The sequence below is a fragment of the Schaedlerella arabinosiphila genome (genome assembly GCF_003885045.1).
In the GTDB taxonomy this organism is placed as follows: Bacteria; Bacillota; Clostridia; order Lachnospirales; family Lachnospiraceae; genus Schaedlerella; species Schaedlerella arabinosiphila.
In genome coordinates, this window is sequence record NZ_RHJS01000002.1 from 3,724,733 (window position 1) to 3,741,879 (window position 17,147).

15 protein-coding genes are annotated in these 17,147 nt (G+C 51.0%); 1 reads left to right on the forward strand and 14 read right to left on the reverse strand.

Going from position 1 to position 17,147, the window contains the following annotated elements; translation table 11 throughout:
• Position 1: 1 nt before the first annotated feature.
• Entirely contained in the window at positions 2 to 2,347 is a 2,346-nt protein-coding gene (locus EBB54_RS17855) for an ABC transporter permease (RefSeq protein ID WP_162307167.1), read from the forward strand.
• A gap of 115 nt (positions 2,348 to 2,462) precedes the next feature.
• Here EBB54_RS17855 and EBB54_RS17860 read toward each other — a convergent pair whose 3' ends face one another.
• The 14 genes from EBB54_RS17860 to EBB54_RS17925 form a co-directional block, all read right to left on the reverse strand.
• On the reverse strand, positions 2,463 to 4,292 hold the full coding sequence (locus EBB54_RS17860; protein ID WP_125128420.1) for a coiled-coil domain-containing protein: 1,830 nt from the start codon (positions 4,290 to 4,292) through the stop codon (positions 2,463 to 2,465).
• Positions 4,289 to 5,857, reverse strand: coding sequence for a coiled-coil domain-containing protein (locus EBB54_RS17865; RefSeq protein WP_125128421.1), 1,569 nt, complete (start codon positions 5,855 to 5,857; stop codon positions 4,289 to 4,291). The genes EBB54_RS17860 and EBB54_RS17865 overlap by 4 nt, the downstream gene beginning before the upstream one ends.
• Before the next feature lie 246 nt (positions 5,858 to 6,103).
• Positions 6,104 to 7,273 carry a DHHW family protein gene (locus tag EBB54_RS17870; RefSeq protein WP_125128422.1) on the reverse strand — a complete coding sequence of 390 codons (1,170 nt, stop codon included), beginning with the start codon at positions 7,271 to 7,273 and terminating at the stop codon, positions 6,104 to 6,106.
• A 44-nt stretch (positions 7,274 to 7,317) separates the two neighbouring features.
• The gene (locus tag EBB54_RS17875) at positions 7,318 to 8,730 is read right to left on the reverse strand and encodes an MBOAT family O-acyltransferase (RefSeq protein WP_125128423.1); all 1,413 of its coding nucleotides are present in this window, start codon (positions 8,728 to 8,730) and stop codon (positions 7,318 to 7,320) included.
• A gap of 10 nt (positions 8,731 to 8,740) precedes the next feature.
• A complete protein-coding gene (locus EBB54_RS17880) occupies positions 8,741 to 9,388 on the reverse strand; it encodes a DUF4358 domain-containing protein (RefSeq protein ID WP_125128424.1) in 648 nt (215 codons plus the stop codon).
• On the reverse strand, positions 9,385 to 10,167 hold the full coding sequence (locus tag EBB54_RS17885; protein ID WP_004078220.1) for an SGNH/GDSL hydrolase family protein: 783 nt from the start codon (positions 10,165 to 10,167) through the stop codon (positions 9,385 to 9,387). The genes EBB54_RS17880 and EBB54_RS17885 overlap by 4 nt, the downstream gene beginning before the upstream one ends.
• A gap of 147 nt (positions 10,168 to 10,314) precedes the next feature.
• On the reverse strand, positions 10,315 to 10,623 hold the full coding sequence (gene trxA, locus EBB54_RS17890) for a thioredoxin (RefSeq protein ID WP_004078221.1): 309 nt from the start codon (positions 10,621 to 10,623) through the stop codon (positions 10,315 to 10,317).
• A gap of 26 nt (positions 10,624 to 10,649) precedes the next feature.
• On the reverse strand, positions 10,650 to 11,921 hold the full coding sequence (purD, locus tag EBB54_RS17895; RefSeq protein ID WP_004078222.1) for a phosphoribosylamine--glycine ligase: 1,272 nt from the start codon (positions 11,919 to 11,921) through the stop codon (positions 10,650 to 10,652).
• Positions 11,922 to 11,944: 23 nt separating this feature from the next.
• Positions 11,945 to 12,571, reverse strand: coding sequence for a phosphoribosylglycinamide formyltransferase (purN, locus tag EBB54_RS17900; RefSeq protein ID WP_125128425.1), 627 nt, complete (start codon positions 12,569 to 12,571; stop codon positions 11,945 to 11,947).
• A complete protein-coding gene (purM, locus tag EBB54_RS17905) occupies positions 12,565 to 13,596 on the reverse strand; it encodes a phosphoribosylformylglycinamidine cyclo-ligase (protein WP_193554367.1) in 1,032 nt (343 codons plus the stop codon). The genes purN and purM overlap by 7 nt, the downstream gene beginning before the upstream one ends.
• A gap of 75 nt (positions 13,597 to 13,671) precedes the next feature.
• The gene (gene purE / locus EBB54_RS17910) at positions 13,672 to 14,184 is read right to left on the reverse strand and encodes a 5-(carboxyamino)imidazole ribonucleotide mutase (protein WP_004078225.1); all 513 of its coding nucleotides are present in this window, start codon (positions 14,182 to 14,184) and stop codon (positions 13,672 to 13,674) included.
• The gene (locus EBB54_RS17915) at positions 14,177 to 16,282 is read right to left on the reverse strand and encodes an aminopeptidase (RefSeq protein WP_125128426.1); all 2,106 of its coding nucleotides are present in this window, start codon (positions 16,280 to 16,282) and stop codon (positions 14,177 to 14,179) included. Before EBB54_RS17915 ends, purE begins: the two co-directional genes overlap by 8 nt.
• A complete protein-coding gene (locus tag EBB54_RS17920) occupies positions 16,279 to 16,653 on the reverse strand; it encodes a DUF6142 family protein (protein ID WP_004078227.1) in 375 nt (124 codons plus the stop codon). Before EBB54_RS17920 ends, EBB54_RS17915 begins: the two co-directional genes overlap by 4 nt.
• On the reverse strand, positions 16,613 to 17,104 hold the full coding sequence (locus EBB54_RS17925) for a VanZ family protein (protein ID WP_125128427.1): 492 nt from the start codon (positions 17,102 to 17,104) through the stop codon (positions 16,613 to 16,615). The genes EBB54_RS17920 and EBB54_RS17925 overlap by 41 nt, the downstream gene beginning before the upstream one ends.
• Between the last annotated feature and the right edge of the window lie 43 nt (positions 17,105 to 17,147).

Below are 17,147 nucleotides of genomic sequence, written 5' to 3' on the forward strand. Positions count from 1 at the left end.
CATGAAAAAATGTATTCTCATTGCCCGTTCCAACCTGCGCCGTGCAAAAGGCCAGGCGGCGGCGATCACGGTCCTTATATTGCTTGCTGCATTTATGCTGAACCTGTGGCTTATGCTTTCCCTGGATTATAAGCGCAATTTTAACCGATGCCATGACCGCCTGAATGCGGAACATGTGACGCTTGCACTGAGCAGCAGCGATGCAGACCTCCGTGATTTTGTGACCGAAACTCTGGAGAAGGATTCCCGAACTGCCGAATACAGCATGGAGGACTGTATCTCCATGTCCGGTTCTTTTGAGTATAACAGCGGGGAAGTCAACACAGTCCTCATTTTCCTGGAAAAAGAAGCCGCCTTAAACCGTTCTGTGGGAAGGGTCGAACTGACAAAAGACAGCACATTTTCAAACGGAATCTACATTCCCATGCTCTACAGCACCGGGGATTATCAGTCCCCCGGCAAGACAATTGACATCAACATCGGAAACCATACGGAAAGCTTTACCATATGCGGCTTTTTCAACAGCGCTATGGCAGGCTCCCACAACTGTTACATGAGCGCGCTTTTGCTCACAAAGGACGAATATCAGAAGCTGGAAAAGCAGAACGGTGTCCCCCACTCCACCCTGGTTTCCGTCCGGCTTCATGACAAGTCGGAAAGCGAGGATTTTGAGGCATTTCTGAAAAATACCGTGTCCTCCCGTTTTCCGGATGTACGCGCCGTCAGCAATTCCTATGCGCTGGTCTCCTCCTCCCGGTATATTTCCCAGATGATTTGTTCGGGAATCGTATGCGCGATGGCATTTCTGGTTATCCTGATCGCCCTGGTAGTGATCGTTTCCAATGTCATCAACTACATCCAGGAGAATATGAAAAGCCTGGGCGCCTGGAAGGCCGTGGGCTATACCTCGGGACAACTGATCTCCACGCTGCTGCTCCAGTTTCTGGGGATTACAGGGATCACTTCCCTGGCCGGCATCGGGCTTTCCTACTGCCTGTTCCCGTCCCTCAACGACATGATGACCGTCCAGACAGGGATTCCCTATACGGTACGGTTCCTGCCGCTTCCGGCCCTGCTCACACTGGCTGTCACCAACGGCTCCGTTGCCCTGGCTGTATGGCTTGCTTCCCGCAGGATTAAAAAAATCGAGCCCATTGCGGCTCTGCGCCAGGGCCTGCAGACCCACAGCTTCAAACGCAACCATGTGCCGCTGGAGAATACCGGCGCGCCGCTCCACCTCGCACTTGCATTGAAAACCACCCTGTCAGGAATCAAGCAGAATGTGACCGTCTGCATTACCATGCTGGTTCTCTCACTTGTGGTCGTTTTTTCCGGACTCATGGTGGAAAATATGATTGTAGACATGGACCCTTTCCTCAATCTGATCGCTGGGGAAACGGCCGATTCCTGCATTAATATCAACCCGGAAATCCAGTCCGAATTTTTGCAGGCTATGGAGGACGACGACCGAATCCGGAAAATCTACCTCTACCACACCACGGAAGTACGGCATGTAGACGGCATCGCCTTGATGGCAACGGTTTCCGAAGATTTTGCAGATGCAAATAACCAAAATGTCTGTTTTGAAGGGCGTTTTCCAAAATACGACAATGAAATGGCAATTGCCGCAAAATATGCCCGTGAAAAAGGATTAAAGATCGGGGACGAGATCACGCTGACTGCGGACGGACGCAAGGCCCGGTATCTCATTTCCGGCTTTACACAGATTTCCAATAATCTCGGAAAAGACTGCCTGCTCACCCGCAGCGGATATGAACGCATGGGCCGGCTGCAGGATGAAAGCTACTATATCAATACTGCGGACGGTGTAGATATCGACGATTTCAACGAAGATGTCAGCAAAAAATTTGGCTCGGATATCTATTTAACAATCAATATTTTTTCCACTATGGAGGGCACGGCAACCATCTATGTCTCGCTTATGACGATCATTGTGATTGCGGTCGTCGTGCTGAGCGCAGTGATCATTATATTTGTGCTGTACCTCCTTGTAAGAACCCTGCTGAACAGCAAAAAGCGGGATTACGGGATCATGAAGGCGCTGGGCTTTACAACCGGACAGCTGATCCTGCAGACGGCGCTCAGCTTCATGCCTGCAGTCATAGTATCAACCGTTCTGGGGATTACCGTCAGCGCACTGGTCATCAATCCTCTCACCGCCCTGTTTTTGCGGGGAATCGGGATTGTAAAATGTACCTTCACCGTTCCTGTCGGATTGATCACAGCCGGGGGCGTGGGCTTGATCGTGTTCGCCTTTCTGGCTGTGTGTCTGCTGTCGCTGAAGGTGCGGCGGATTGCGCCGAAGGCGCTGCTGGATGGGGAATAACTTTATACCGATAGCCTGCCGCCGGCAGCTTTTCTGCATACAGTGGTATCAAAAAAGGGTGTGAAGACATACATTCGGTCTTCACACCCTTCTCATTTTTCTTTCAATTAAGCACTCAGATTTTCGCGTACCCCTTCTTATTGCCTTTCAATTTTCTTTCCTGCTCTGTCTTTTCTTTATGCCTTATGTACAATTCCGTTCCTGTTGCTCCAAGCAGGGCAATCAGCAGTATCCACAGCCAGGAAGCCCTGCTGTCCTCTGTCTCAATATCCGCTAATGGAACTTTTTCATCACTGACGGTACGGGTTGTCTTTTTATTGTTTATGGTGCTGGTATTATCTTTATTATTCTTGCCAACCTCTGCCAATGGAACTGCGCCTTCTTCCACACTGACCAGGTTCTCCGGCGCTGCGGCTCCCTCAGGTGTTTCTCCCGCAGGTGCCGTGTATGTCCTCTGCCCGCCAACTGTATAGACGTAACCAGTCCCTGCAGGTACTCTCGGATTTGAAATGATGGGGGAGGTCACGTTGTCTATCAGCGTACCGTAAATTGGCCGAATCGGATTTACGGGCTGTGACGGCGTTGTCGGCTGATTCGTTTCCGGCGGCGTCGGTGTTGTCGGCTGATTTGTTTCCGGCGGCGTCGGTGTTGGTGTTGTCGGCTGATTCGTTTCCGGCGGTGTCGGATTTGTCGGATTTTCATTCTTGTCAGAAATAAAATCGAATATTGCATTTGCTGCGATTCTCGCACGATCTTTCTGTGTTTTTGTGCGATTAAGTCCGGAAACACATTGCTGCAATGCCTCAACAGCGGTGGCATGATCGGTATTTGCCCTGTTGTATTCAGCTAATAAATGATCGTATGCTTCCTGATCCCACTCCTCCTGAGCAGACAGATCCCCGAGTTTCTTAATTGCAGCTTCTAACTCCGCCTGTGCATCCGTTACATTCTCCAATGTGCTTTTTGCCTGATCGAGTTTTGTTCCTCCTTCAATCAGGTTATTTAACTTGGTGCTCAATGTATCCATGAGTTTACTCGCGTTATTTTTATCCTTTAACTCCTTTTCGGCCTTAACGAGAGATTCTGCCTCATGCTGAACCGCTTTAAGTGCGTCATTCATATCCACTAATATTTTTGTAATCTGGGCCTTATCTTTTGCTTTTGATGCATTAGTCAACTCCTCATTCAAAGTAGCCAAATTGGATTGCGCACTCTCGAGAGATTTTTCCTTCTCTATATATTCATTATTAAAAGTTTCTTTTTTCTGTTTAAACACATCAATACTAGTATAAACTTCAGTTCCTGCCGAAATTGTTAGTTTTTCATCACCGATATTAAACCAATATTTTGTTTCGACACCTTCTGTGTCTGTAACAATTATCTCCCTGCTTTTTTTCTTTTTTTCTCCCGCTTTTACTTCCTTTATTCCTTTGCCATCACTAATAAGCTGGAATAAAATCAGTTCTTTAGCCAATGTATATGCTTTAGTACCCTCATCCTTGTCAGAATCAAATTCGCTTTGCGCTTTCTCTACAGCCTCTATCTGTGTTTTAATTGCACTCTCCTGAATCTGTTCAAATGCTTCTTTCGCCTCATCATACACTTTTTGGGCCTGTTCATAATTTGTATTTGCCTTGTCATAATCCTCAGTTGCCTGTTCCAAATCTTTCTGAGCCTGTTCAGCAGTCTTCCCTGCTGATCCAAGGCATTTCAAAGCCCGCTGTACTGCGTCTGCCGCTTCTTCTGCCGATGCCTTTGCACTTTCTGCTTTCTTTATAGCCTCCTCATCTTCGAGATTCTTCTGAATCGCTTCTGCTGCCTCCTTAGCTGACTCTGCCGCTTCCTCAGCTTTTAAAGTTTCTTCTTTCTTTGCCGCCTCAACAGCCGCTTCTGCATTCGCCAATACATCATCCGCATTTTCCTTTATTTCCTTTGCATCATTCAATGCATCTTTTGCAGCGCCTTTTCCGTATCTTCTAAAGTAAAATTCACTTTATCGCTTTCAGCAACGCTACTATTATAAACGGAAATCAGCACATCAACCTTGGATTCTTCCCACTCTTTTCTTTTATTCTCCAGATTCAATACTGCATTTTCCATCGACTGGTTCGATTTATTCAATGCCTGCTCTGCTTCTTTAAAGTCTTTTGATGCTGCTTCTACCTGTGCGGCAATGTCTTGGTAGCTATTTTGTGTCCCTGCAAGCTCTGCCTCGGCCAATTCCAATGCCTTCTGTGCATTCTTATATGCCTCCCCGGCTGCCCCGCTCAGATTTTCAGGATCAAACTCACCCGGAGTTAATCCATATTCTTCCAAGATTGATAACAGCATTTCCTGCGCATCCTGAACTTTAACCTGCATGTCATGTAAGGAAGCATCCGCTATGGCTAATTGTCTTTCTAAATCAGTCAGTCTTTCATCCGCGGTCTTTTTATGCTTCTCCGCCTCCTCTACTGTAGCCTGCGCTGACTTATAAGCTTCTTCTGCTGCATCCGCAGCAAGCTTAGCCTGCTCTTTTGCTGCTGCGGCAGCTTCGCTGCTTTCATATGTTTTGGCCTGCGCGTCTACTGCAATCTGTGCCTGTTCTCTCGCCGTCTTTTCATCTTCCGTTACCGATGCCACTGCATCCACAACCTGGGAACTCGCATCTGAAACACTGTCTGCAATAGAACCTATGTAGTCATTCGGGTTTGCTACTGCTTCTTTATAATCTTCTACCGCATCCGCAGCCTCTTGATTCTTTTTGTCCAATTCTTCGATATCTGTTTTAATTTTCTCAACCGCATTTTTTGTCTCTTCCAGGTAATCGTCAATCGTCGGACTCACTTCTTCTTTTTCTTCTGTTCCGGGCTCGCTGTCAGGCTGCACAGAATCCGCATTGTCCGGTGTCCCCGGCTGATTCCCGTCCGGTATTTCCGGTTCTGCCCCTGCTTCTGTATCCACCGGAGGCACTTCCTCCTGCGGTGTCTGCGGCGTGTTTTCCGCATCCTGTCCTTCTGATTCTGCAGGAGGCTGCTGGGTGTCCGCAGGTTCCGTCGGCGGCATTTCTTCCGGAGATCCTTCTGGTTCTACCGGAGGCTGCTGGGTGTCCGCAGGCTCCGTCGGCGGCATTTCTTCCGGAGATCCTTCTGGTTCTGCAGGAGGCTGCTGGGTGTCCGAAGGTTCTGCCGGGGGCTGCTGATCCGTCGCCGCTCCGCCTTCTGCAGGCGGAACCACCTCCTGCACGTTTTCCTCGGAACGACTTCCAAAATCTTCCGCCTGTTGATTCAGTTCAACCTGCACATTCTGGATCACCTCCTGCGTCCCGGTAAGTACATCCATAATTTCCGCATTCTGTGTAGCTGCCGCTGCATCCGTCGGCAGATCAGTCTCCATGGTCTGGTCCGCTGCTTCGTTTTCATTCATTGCATTGTTCAGCGCTGCCAGAACCGGAGTACCGGAAGTGATCATTGCCAAAAAACCAATGCCAATCGAATTAACAACTTTTCTGTTGGTAAAATCTTTCTTCATTCTCTCATCCTTTCCATTTTTACAATTTTTTCCGTTCCAGTCTTTGTTATTATATCGACAAAAAACAGTTTTACAATAACCCTCTGAAATCAACTTTCGTTTATCTTGTCCCGAAACCCGGCAATCTGCCGCGCACAGCAAAAAAAGAATGCAGCCCCAAACTCCAGCCGCATTCTTCTCTATACATCTACTGTCTATTTGTCCTGTTTAGGCACAGCCTTCTCAAAAAAATACCAGACCGCAGGATCATTCCCCTGTCAGCACGTCCGCCAGGGAATTATCGTTCAAAAAGGTATCCATATTATAGAGAAACAGCACATCCGTGATTGCCTTATTCTCAACCAATGTGTGTACGTTCTCATAATAGTACCTTGCATCAATCATAATGATCTCGCTGTAATAAGGAATCAGAAACGGCACAAAGCAATTTGCGTAAGAATCCTTGAAGATCAGCAGCCGTCTCTGGTTGTCATTGGTGGTGACGATATCCACTATAGCGTGGTTGCCGCCGAAGAACACCTGGTACTTGTCCTTTTCTTCCAGGGCCCTCCGATCGTATATGGTAGGCCGTCTCTCCTCGTTGTCGGAATCGCTGACAAGATACTGATATTCCACATTTTCCGGCTGGTATACCTCCACCGTGTCCTTCGCCTTGTGGTATCCGCTCTTAGACGCCAGTGTCCCCGAAAAATCGGTGGCCACCGTGTGGATCTTATAATCCGATACCGCCCCTTCAATCTCAAGCTGCTTTGCAGCGGCGCCGAATCCATAGGCCGCGCCCCTGCTTGTCCAGTGATGGTCGGTTTTATAATAGATGCCCTCGTCCGCATGCTTTCTGAGAGTCTCCGTAATATCAATCAGGCCGATCCCGCCGGAAAGCTGCTTCTTAATATACTTCATATCCTCACCCTGGTCACGCACAGGCGCACCCAAAGGCAGATAATCCTTCATAATATAGGCCGCATTGGGTACGATCAGGGCATTCATCTTCAGGTCGCTGTTTGCCTGGCGGAACCGGTTCATGGCTTCCAGATTTTCCTCTGTATTCTTTTCATCCATTCCCACAGGAATCTGCATCAGATACTTCTTCTTTCCGAGGTAAACGCCGTTGAACTCCCGCTTTCCGATGAGAAGGTCACAGCGCACCTTGAGGCGTATCCAGAGGTCGCGGAGCACAAACTGATCCGAAGAATAGTCTTCCAGCGCAGTCATATATTCCTTATTTTTGATTGTTTCAATACCCGGCTTGGGAAATGTGGTCAGTACACGGTTCTCTTCATCCGAAGTCTTTTTGTCAGGCTGTATGATGCCTGCCGCCACCAGCAGCAGAACAAGGCCGGCAAAACACCAGGCCATGCTGCGGTGCAGATTTTTATTTTCCTTTCTCCGTCTTTCCTTTCCCCTTTTCAGTTCCATTCATCTTCCCCTTTATGAATTTGTAACCATTCAAAAACCATACATCAGAACCTGAAATACAGGAACGGATTATAAGTATCATTGACCAGATAAGCAGTGCAGATCAAAAAGATCCCCGCATACATTACAACGCCTGCCGCCTGCATATACCTTTCTTCTCTCCAGAGCAGCTCCGAGCATTTCCGGTGCAGGAACGGCCCGCTTCCGACTGCCGCGATGATTCCCAGCATCAGGCTGGATTTGAGATAATAGAAACCGGTCATATCGACCAGGCCCTTTCCGCCGATCCCGAACATGGCGCCGATATAGGACAGCGCGCCTCCCATGGACGGGGAGAAAAACAGCACCCAGCCAAACATCACCAGAAGCATGGTATACACATGTCTGGCAGCATTCGGTAAGCGTTCCAGCACTTCACCCAGCACATATTTTTCCACGCACAGAATGATACCATAATACAATCCCCAGAAAATAAAATTCCATGCGGCGCCGTGCCAAAGTCCGGTCAGGACCCACACCACCATCAGGTTCCGGATGGCTTTGATTGTGCCGCCCCGGTTGCCTCCCAGCGGAATATAAACGTACTCTTTAAACCAGGAACTCAGCGAGATATGCCATCTCCTCCAAAATTCCGTAATGCTTTTGGATATGTACGGGTAATCAAAGTTCCTCACAAAATCAAATCCAAGCATTTTTCCAAGCCCTACCGCCATATCCGAATAGCCGCCGAAATCAAAATAGATCTGCATCGTGTAGGCGAAGCATCCGATCCATGCCGTCAGCGCGGACATCTGAGGAACCCCAAGGGCCGCCACCGATTCGTAGATACTTCCGATGTTGTTGGCGATCAGCACTTTTTTTCCAAGTCCCTGCAGGAACCATACCGAGCCTTCCCCGAACCGCTCCCAGGAAATGGTCCGTTTTCGAAGCTGCCGCTCCACATCCGAATACCGCACGATGGGCCCGGCAATGAGCTGCGGAAACATACTGACATAAGCGCCGAAGGCAACCAGGTCATGCTGCGCTTTCACTTTGCCGCGGTACACATCGATCACATAGGACATGGTCTGGAACGTGTAAAAGGAAATACCGATCGGCAGTGCAAGCTCCTTATACGGGATATCAAAGGGCAGCACCGCGTTCAGGTTTGCGATCACGAATCCGTAATATTTATAAAATCCCAGGATCAGGAAATTGATCACCGCCGTCACAATACAGGCTGATTTTGCCTTTGCCATATTGCCGGCGTTGATATGGCTTTCCAGCTCCATGCCGCTGACGAAGTTGATCCCGATACTGAGCAGCATCAGAATCACGTACACCGGCTCCCCCCATGCGTAAAAGATCAGGCTGGCAATCAGCAGGACAAGGTTCTTTCCCGCAAACGGCACAATATAATACAGGATCAGCACAATGGGCAAAAATACAAAGATAAAAAATATACTGCTGAAAATCATAACTTCTACCTCACAAGCTTTTTACAAAGGCTTCCTGCGCGTCAGACGCATGTTCCCCGACCACATACAGCACAAAATTGCCTTTCTCCAGGAGCACATGCTTTTTCAGCAGCGCAGTCTGCTCCGCTCCGTAGCCCTCAAAACTTTTCAGCTGTGTATCCAGCCGCTCCCGGATGGCATCCTGCACCTGCTTCTTCTGGCTGTTATCTTTCAGCTTCACCAGAAACATCTCATGTGCGTCCATATTGTCAATCGGCGCGTACAGGACTGCTCCCTCATAATCCTTCGGATTCAGTCCGTAGAACCGTTTCACCATCCTCGCCTCAGCCTGCTCCATCCCCTGAAATTCCGCTGCTTTTACTACCTGCTTTGCAACCGATTCTATACCGGCGCTGCTGATGGGGTCGTTGGCCATATCCAGTACCGCGAACAGCAGCAGAAGCGCCGCCAGCGCATACTTGATATTATGATAAGGAAGCCGCGGCAGTTCTCTGCGGGGCTGGGTACCCTCCGTCGGGTTCTGCCGGGCCGTCTGCCGCTCAGGTTCCTCCCTGACAGGCAATTTTACTTTCGGAAACCGGATCTGAATCTTCCCGGAGCCGGTTTCGTCGGATTGATTTTCTTGTCTTTTTGGGAAAGAAGGTCTTTTTATCTTCACTGTTCATTCACCTCTGTCAGCATATTTGCCGCCCAGTACTTGTAAAAATCCGGCTGCAGGTGCAGTCCGTCGTCCTGATACAGGTTCTGGTGCTCCTGCGCAACATATGTATTGTCAATATAGCGGTAACCGTACTGCTCCGTCATCGCCTTTAACGCCCCGTTAAATTCTTCCAGACGCGCGTAGCTGTCGATCCACATTGCGGTCGGCCCGGGCGGCAGAATGGAATTAAGGTAAACTTCCGTCTCCGGCAGCGCTCCTGCCACCGCCTGTATCTGTGCGGCGCACTCCGCCGCGTAATCCGCAGGCTCCGGCCAGAGGCCGCAGGCGATGTCATTGATCCCGAAGCATAGAAATACCCGTTCCGGATCCAGTCTCTTTAACTGCTCCAGATGGTCGGATACATCCTTGATCGTGCTTCCGCTCTCCGCGATCACCCAGTCCTCCTGAAGAAATTCATAAAAAGAAAATCCCACCGCACGGGAATCCCCCATCACGGCGCAGTTCTCAAAGCTGCCCCAGACCAGGCTTTCATCCGTATCCGCCAGATCCAGGCTGTGCCTGACCCGGATTGCCTTGATCGTCTCATTGATCTCCGCCACATTCTGCTGTTCCAGGCTCTCCAGATAGCGGACGCCCTGGGATACTTTTTCCTTGTTCTGCTCCTGCTTTTTTCCCTTATAGATAAACACAATAATAACGACAGCGATAATGATTATCCCTGCCGCCAATAAAATAAACTTTATATCTGGTAAATGGGTTCTTTTCCCTTTTTTCATTTGTACTCTCCCCGAAAATCACTGTCATCAAATCATCCGGATCTGTTCCGGTCGGATATCAATCGTTATTATTCTACTCTTTCTTCGACATTTTTTCAAGTTGAAATTACAACCGGGAAAATATCCCACAAATTTTAGTCCCATATCCTATTTGAGCATATCCAGCACAGCCTTCTTCGGCTTTGCACCGAGATCTCTCTTGACTTCCTCTCCGTTCTTGAACACGATCAGGGTGGGAATGCTCATGACGCCGTATTTCTGGGCGATCTCCATTTCATTGTCGATATTCAGCTTCCCAACCTTGATATCGTCCGCTTCCTCTGCGATCTCCTCGATCACCGGAGCCATCATCTTACATGGACCGCACCAGTCCGCATAAAAATCTACCAGTACCGGCTTGTCTGACTGCAGAACTTCCTGTTCAAAATTCTGTGCTGTAATTTTCAATACTGCCATCCGTATTTCCTCCTTTTTTCGTATACCTACGCTTCATCTATAGCTTTCCCAATATCATGCCGCATATACTTGTTTCCAAATTCCACCCATTCCGTAGCCGCATACGCATTTTCCCGTGCCTCCTGCAGGGTTCTTCCCTTGGCGGTGACGCCCAGCACACGGCCGCCGTTTGTCACGATCTTATCCCCGTCAAACCGGGTTCCCGCATGGAAACATTCATATCCTTCGTGCTCCTTGAACTTCTCCAGGCCGCTGATTGCAAATCCCTTTTCATATTTGAGGGGGTATCCGTCCGATGCCAGCACAACGCAGACAGCCGCATTGTCCTCAAATTCCAGTTCCACCTGACCGAGACATCCGTCAATGCAGGCTTCCACGACTTCGATCAGGTCATTTTTCATCCGGGGCAGCACCACCTGGGCTTCCGGATCTCCGAACCGGGCGTTGTACTCCAGCACCTTCGGCCCGTCCTCGGTGAGCATCAGTCCGAAAAAGATGACGCCCTTGAAGGGCCTGCCCTCTGCCGCCATGGCGTCCACGGTAGCCTGGTAGATATACTTTTCACAGAACTGCTCCACTTCTTCCGTATAGAACGGACTCGGAGAAAACGTCCCCATTCCTCCGGTATTCAGTCCTGTGTCGCCGTCTCCTGCCCGCTTGTGATCCTGGGCTGAGGTCATAGTTCGGATGGTCTTTCCGTCCACGAAGGAAAGCACGGAAACCTCCCGGCCGGTCAGAAATTCCTCGACGACCATTTCGTTTCCCGCGGAGCCGAACTTCTTGTCCAGCATGATCGTCCTGACGCCTTCCTTTGCCTCCTCCAGATTCTGGCAGATCAGCACGCCCTTTCCGAGAGCCAGCCCGTCCGCCTTCAATACGATGGGGAATCTGGCAGTCTCCAGATAGGCAAGGGCCGCATCCGGGTCGGTAAAGTTCTCGAACGCCGCGGTAGGAATGTTGTATTTCTTCATCAGGTCCTTGGAAAATGCCTTGGAGCCTTCCAGGATGGCCGCGTTTTTCCGGGGGCCGAAGGTTCGGATGCCGGCCGCTTCCAGCTCGTCCACCAGTCCGCCTACCAGCGGGTCGTCCATTCCCACAATGACCAGGTCGATCTTCTTCTCCCTGGCAAATTCCGTCAGCTTGTCAAACTCCATCGCACCGATCGGCACACACTCGGCATACTCCGCAATCCCGGCATTTCCCGGTGCGCAGTACATCTTCTTCACCTTCGGGCTTTTTGCAGCGCTGGCTGCAATCGCATGTTCTCTGCCTCCGCTTCCCACAATCAATACTTTCATTTCTGCCTCCTGTCCGCTTATCTCTATTGTGCGATGATCGCTTTTTTGTCCTTCACAGTAACCTTTCCGTTGGCAATCAGGTCAATGGCCCGGGGCAGGATCTTCCACTCCGCCTGCTCCATGACCCTGCGCTGCAGCTCCTTGGGGGTATCCCCCTGTTTGACCTCCACAGCCTTCTGCAGGAGGATGGGCCCGGTATCCGTACCCTCATCTACAAAATGCACCGTCGCGCCCACTACCCTGACGCCTCTCTCCAGAGCCGCCTCATGCACCTTCAGCCCATAGTATCCGGTGCCGCAGAAAGAAGGAATCAGGGAAGGATGGATGTTGATCATCCTGTTTTTGTATTTTGCCGTCATCTCCGGAGGGATCACCACCAGAAAACCGGCAAGCACCACCAGATCCGGCTCATAGGCGTCCACTGCCTCCAGAAGCTTCCGGTTGAACTGAGCCCGGTCTTCATAATCCTTCGGTGAAACGCACTGCGCCGGAATCCCGCGGATCCTGGCCCGCTCTAAAGCGTATGCGTTTTTATTATTGCTGATGACTCCCGCCAGTCTCGTATTGGTAATGGTTCCGTTGTCCACCGCGTCGATGATGGCCTGCAGGTTTGTCCCGCCGCCGGAAACCATGACTACAACATTTAACATAAGGTCACCCCTTTTTCCCCGGCTTCAATCTCTCCCACCACATAGGGAACTTCCCCGGCTGCCCGGATGGCCTCCATGGTCCGGTCCGCGTCCGCCGCGTCAACCGCAAGCACCATGCCCAGGCCCATGTTGTAGGTATTGTACATCATCTGTTCTTCGATGCCTCCGGTCTCGGCAAGCATCCCGAAGATCGGCGGGATGGGGTAGCTGTCTTTGTGGATCACCGCACGGGTATCTTCCTTGAGCATACGCGGGATGTTCTCATAGAAACCGCCTCCGGTGATGTGGCTGCAGGCTTTCACCGTCACCCCTGCCTTTCGGATATTCCCAAGGGCCTTCACATAGATCTTCGTCGGCGCCAGAAGCGCCTCGCCCAGGGTGCATCCCAGCCTTTCATGGTAGGTTTCCAGAGATTCCCTGGTCATCTCGAATACCTTGCGCACCAGGGAAAAGCCGTTGCTGTGCACCCCTGAGGATGCCATGCCGATGAGGACGTCCCCGGCTTTCAGGCTGCTTCCGGTGATCAGGTCCTTTTCGTCTACGATCCCTACCGCAAATCCCGCCAGGTCGTACTCGTCCTCCGGATAAAAGCCCGGCATCTCCGCGGTCTCTCCGCCGATCAGCGCCGCCTCCGACTGCCTGCAGCCGTTGGCAACCCCGCTTACGATGGCCGCGATCTTCTCCGGCTCATTTTTTCCGCATGCAATGTAATCCAGGAAAAACAACGGCTCTCCGCCCGCGCAGGCAATGTCGTTGACGCACATCGCCACACAGTCAATTCCCACCGTATCATGCCTGTCCAGCAGGAAAGCCAGCTTCAGCTTTGTTCCCACACCGTCCGTACCGGATACCAGCACCGGCTTTTCCATGTTTTTAAACTTTTCCAGGGAAAAGGCCCCGGAAAAACCGCCCAGGTTCGTGAGAACCTCCGGGCGCATGGTTCCCTGAACATGCTTCTTCATCAACTCTACGGCCTTATAGCCGGCCTCAATATCCACACCGGCTGCTTTGTAATCTATTGCCATTGCTTTTTCTCCTTCCTTTGTCCTGTCAGCAGCGCGCGCAGCTTCCGGTCTTCCCGTCCTCCTGCGCGCCCCCGTTTATGCTTGTGCCAGATATGCCTCATATCCAATCTCGTCCAGCTTTGCGGCCTTGGACTGGACGGCAGCCTTCATCTCCGCCGTATACCCTTTCAGCTTCTCCAGAAGCTCCGGTTCCGATACAGCCAGAATCTTCGCGGCCAGAATCGCAGCATTCATTCCGCCGTCGATGGCCACGGTGGCAACGGGAATTCCGGGGGGCATCTGTACGATGGAATACAGCGCGTCCATTCCGTCCAGGTTCTTCCCTGACAGGGGAACTCCGATGACCGGCATCGGAAACAGCGCCGCGCACATCCCCGGCAGATGCGCCGCCATCCCTGCGCCCGCGATGATCACCTTGATCCCTTTTCCCTCTGCCGCCCTGGCCCATTCAAAGAACACATCCGGTTCCCGGTGGGCGGAGATGATCGTCATCTCATAGTCAATTCCGAAACTTTCCAACTGCTTTGCAGCCTTGCTCATAACCTTTAAGTCCGAGTCGCTGCCCATTACGATTCCTACCTTAGGCATCTTCATTCCACCTTTCCAACGGTTCATTGAGCGCCTCCGTTCCTGGGAGCGCAAACCTGCCGTTTTTCAATAGTATAGTTCTTTTTCCTTCTTTTGTCACTACGCTGATTTCCTCTAATTCCTCATAGGGGATCGTGATATCCGTATGGCACTGGAAATACGCTTTTTCCACGTCTTCCCTGCGCAGGATGGAAACGGAATTGTCCTTTGCCACGATCTCCTTTCCGTTGGGATTATAGACCTTTACGTCCTCTGCCCAGCTATAGCAGGTATCTCCCACCGCAAAGTGGGGCCCGGTCTTCTCCGCAATGAGGATCGGCAGCTTGTCCTCGATCCGGTACTTCCTGCCCGCCACATACGCGGTGGTATTTGTCCCGATGGCAAATTCCCCAAGCGGCAGGGAGGGATGGTTGTGCAGAACATTGTCGCTGACGTATTTGCGGTTGTCCTCTTCGTTTTCGAAGTTGCCGCAGGTGTAATCCGTGATCCGGCCGTCCTGGAAGGTCAGCTTTAGATCCCGGTACTGCAGTTCATTGAGGTAGACCCTGCTCACATGCAGGACGCCTTCTGTCCCTTCCAGCGCCGGCGAGGTAAAGATCTCTCCAACCGGAATGTTGACGTCCGCCACGCAGTTTTCAAAAATCGTCTCCTTCTCCGGATCCTCCAGCCTGTATAGCTGAATCCTGAGATCGGTCTGATTGTCCCCTTTTCCAAGCACATGGACATAACTGCCCTGATCCAGCGCGTCGATCATCTTCTGCTGCACGGTCTCGTACAGCTTTGCATCCAGCGTATTGATGCGGATAACTTCCTCAAAGATCTCCGGGAACTGCTCCCCGATCTCCGGCACGGGAAACGCGATGATTGTGAAGCTGCGCTCCTCCCCCTTGATATACTGATTCGTAATCTGCCCGGCTTTGCCGTCGTACTGAAGGGAAAGCCGGCGCTGCGCCTCCGTGTAAGCAATGGCTTCTTTTTTCACCTCCGGAGAAAAGGGGCTCTCCCCAAAGGTCTGGATCAAAGCCGGGCCTGCATACTGGCCGGCCTGCCGCTCATTGCCCTCATAGACGTGCCTGAGCACATCCAGCTTCCGCTCCATATAACGCTTGTCCAGAAACAGCGCTTCGTCCTGGCGGTGGTCATATTCGTACTGCTTGTTGGCGATGGCTCCGTAGAAACCGACCTTTCTGTGGCCCTTCTTTGTGATCACGCCGGAAGCCGCCCGGTAAATGACCGGGGAGAGTCCCATCTTTTCAAAATTCTCGATGGCCAGCTTCACCACCCGTTCAAATCCCAGCCGGTAGCGGATGTCTACAGCCGACTTTTTGGACAAATCCTTTCCCGTATTGATAAAACCCACCCTGTATCCTTCTGTGTAAACGTCCGCCATCTTTTTCAGAGTTTCCCATGGAAGGCTTTTCAGATATCTGGCGGTGCCCAGCTCATTTTCCGTGATGTATTCCCCGAATCGGTAGAGATACCGCTCGTCGTCCAGATTCTCACAGAGGATCACATCTGCCGCGAAGGACTGCATGGGATAGATCTGTTCCTCGATCCGCTCTGTCAGGAAGACGTCGCAGTAGTCGCTGGCATACCAGTAGAAAATGTCCCTCACACTTTTTGGGTCTGGAATCCCCCCTTCAAAATGGTTGTACACCTGGATCAGAAGTTCGTTTAAAATCGTCAGGTAATCGGGCCTGCACTCGAAGGCATAGGAGATACCGCTGCGGAGCTCCGCATACAGGAAGCTTAAGAGCCTTCCCATCTCCTCCCCGAATACGGAGACCGCATATGCAGGGTTTGCATAGCTCTTTTCATAGTGGTCCGGCAGGATGTCCGCATACAGCGCATGGTTCCCCTCCTGCAGCTCCTTCAGGCTGAGCCTGCGCCAAGAGCCGTCCATGATCTGTCGGGAGATCCCGGCCAGCCGCAGTGCAAACGCCGCCATCTGCCGAAAATAGCTTTGAAAGGGTTCTGCCGCAGTGTCCTCCTCCAGTATCTGGCTCAGCCTGGACAGGGACAGGTCATACCGTTCCTGATATTCTTCCGTTTCCCTCTCCGGCACGTACTCCGGAGACTGACTATGATCTTCATTCATTTTCTAATTCCTCCGATAAATATGATAATCAAACCGAGCAGGATCAGAATATTCGCTGCGATTCCAAGCCTGCAGAAGATATATCGCTTCTCCCTCTCCCGCATCCCTTTGATGCCCGTACGGATTCCCATTGCGGAAAATATCATGGCCAGGATGCCGAATCCGCCGATGAATCCCGCCGCCTGGCCGTGCTTCGAGTATGCGAACCACACTGCCGACAGGAGAAGCAAAAAAGAGCCGGAAGCATACCAGCAGGAATGCGCGCCCATATGGGAATATTTCATAGGGGCCTGGCCGTACTTCCGGGTTCCCCTCTTTTTTTTCCCTTTGTCACGAGTCCGCTCTTTTGTATATTTTCTGCTTCTGGCCATAACACTTTCTCCTTATAATATTGCATATTAAAAATAAAATGTATCCCAGAATACCACCCAGGGTATTCAGCAGCAGGTCATCCACATCAAAACTCCCGACCCTGGCGAAAAGCTGGAATATCTCCACGCCCAGGCTCAGGGCGAAGCTGTAAAGCAGCGTCTGGAAAAATCCCCTGCATGTGCTTGCCATGGATATGAAAAATCCATACGGTACAAAGATCAGGATGTTTCCGAACAAATTCGCGAATACCGCAAATGCCCCAAGCTCTTCTCTGTATTCGATGAACCGCATGATCTCTTTAAACAGCACCAGATTATACCGATACCCCTGCGGGGTTTCGGTGCGCCCATACCACTCCGCAAAGCACAAAAAATACACCAGAAATGCAATATAAAGTACAAACATTACTTTTCCAAGAATGCGGTACCTTCTAACTTGTCTCTGACTCAAAATAATACTCCTTCAGATTGTCTTCCACCCGGTCCCCACCGGA

Bases quoted from the DNA above. Each gene is read 5' to 3' on its own strand.
- EBB54_RS17855 (WP_162307167.1), top strand. From the start codon at position 2: ATGAAAAAATGTATTCTCATTGCCCGTTCCAACCTGCGCCGTGCAAAA.
- EBB54_RS17865 (WP_125128421.1), bottom strand. From the start codon at position 5,857: ATGAAGAAAGATTTTACCAACAGAAAAGTTGTTAATTCGATTGGCATT.
- EBB54_RS17870 (WP_125128422.1), bottom strand. From the start codon at position 7,273: ATGGAACTGAAAAGGGGAAAGGAAAGACGGAGAAAGGAAAATAAAAAT.
- EBB54_RS17875 (WP_125128423.1), bottom strand. From the start codon at position 8,730: ATGATTTTCAGCAGTATATTTTTTATCTTTGTATTTTTGCCCATTGTG.
- EBB54_RS17885 (WP_004078220.1), bottom strand. From the start codon at position 10,167: ATGAAAAAAGGGAAAAGAACCCATTTACCAGATATAAAGTTTATTTTA.
- trxA (WP_004078221.1), bottom strand. From the start codon at position 10,623: ATGGCAGTATTGAAAATTACAGCACAGAATTTTGAACAGGAAGTTCTG.
- purD (WP_004078222.1), bottom strand. From the start codon at position 11,921: ATGAAAGTATTGATTGTGGGAAGCGGAGGCAGAGAACATGCGATTGCA.
- purN (WP_125128425.1), bottom strand. From the start codon at position 12,571: ATGTTAAATGTTGTAGTCATGGTTTCCGGCGGCGGGACAAACCTGCAG.
- purM (WP_193554367.1), bottom strand. From the start codon at position 13,596: ATGGCAATAGATTACAAAGCAGCCGGTGTGGATATTGAGGCCGGCTAT.
- purE (WP_004078225.1), bottom strand. From the start codon at position 14,184: ATGCCTAAGGTAGGAATCGTAATGGGCAGCGACTCGGACTTAAAGGTT.
- EBB54_RS17915 (WP_125128426.1), bottom strand. From the start codon at position 16,282: ATGAATGAAGATCATAGTCAGTCTCCGGAGTACGTGCCGGAGAGGGAA.
- EBB54_RS17920 (WP_004078227.1), bottom strand. From the start codon at position 16,653: ATGGCCAGAAGCAGAAAATATACAAAAGAGCGGACTCGTGACAAAGGG.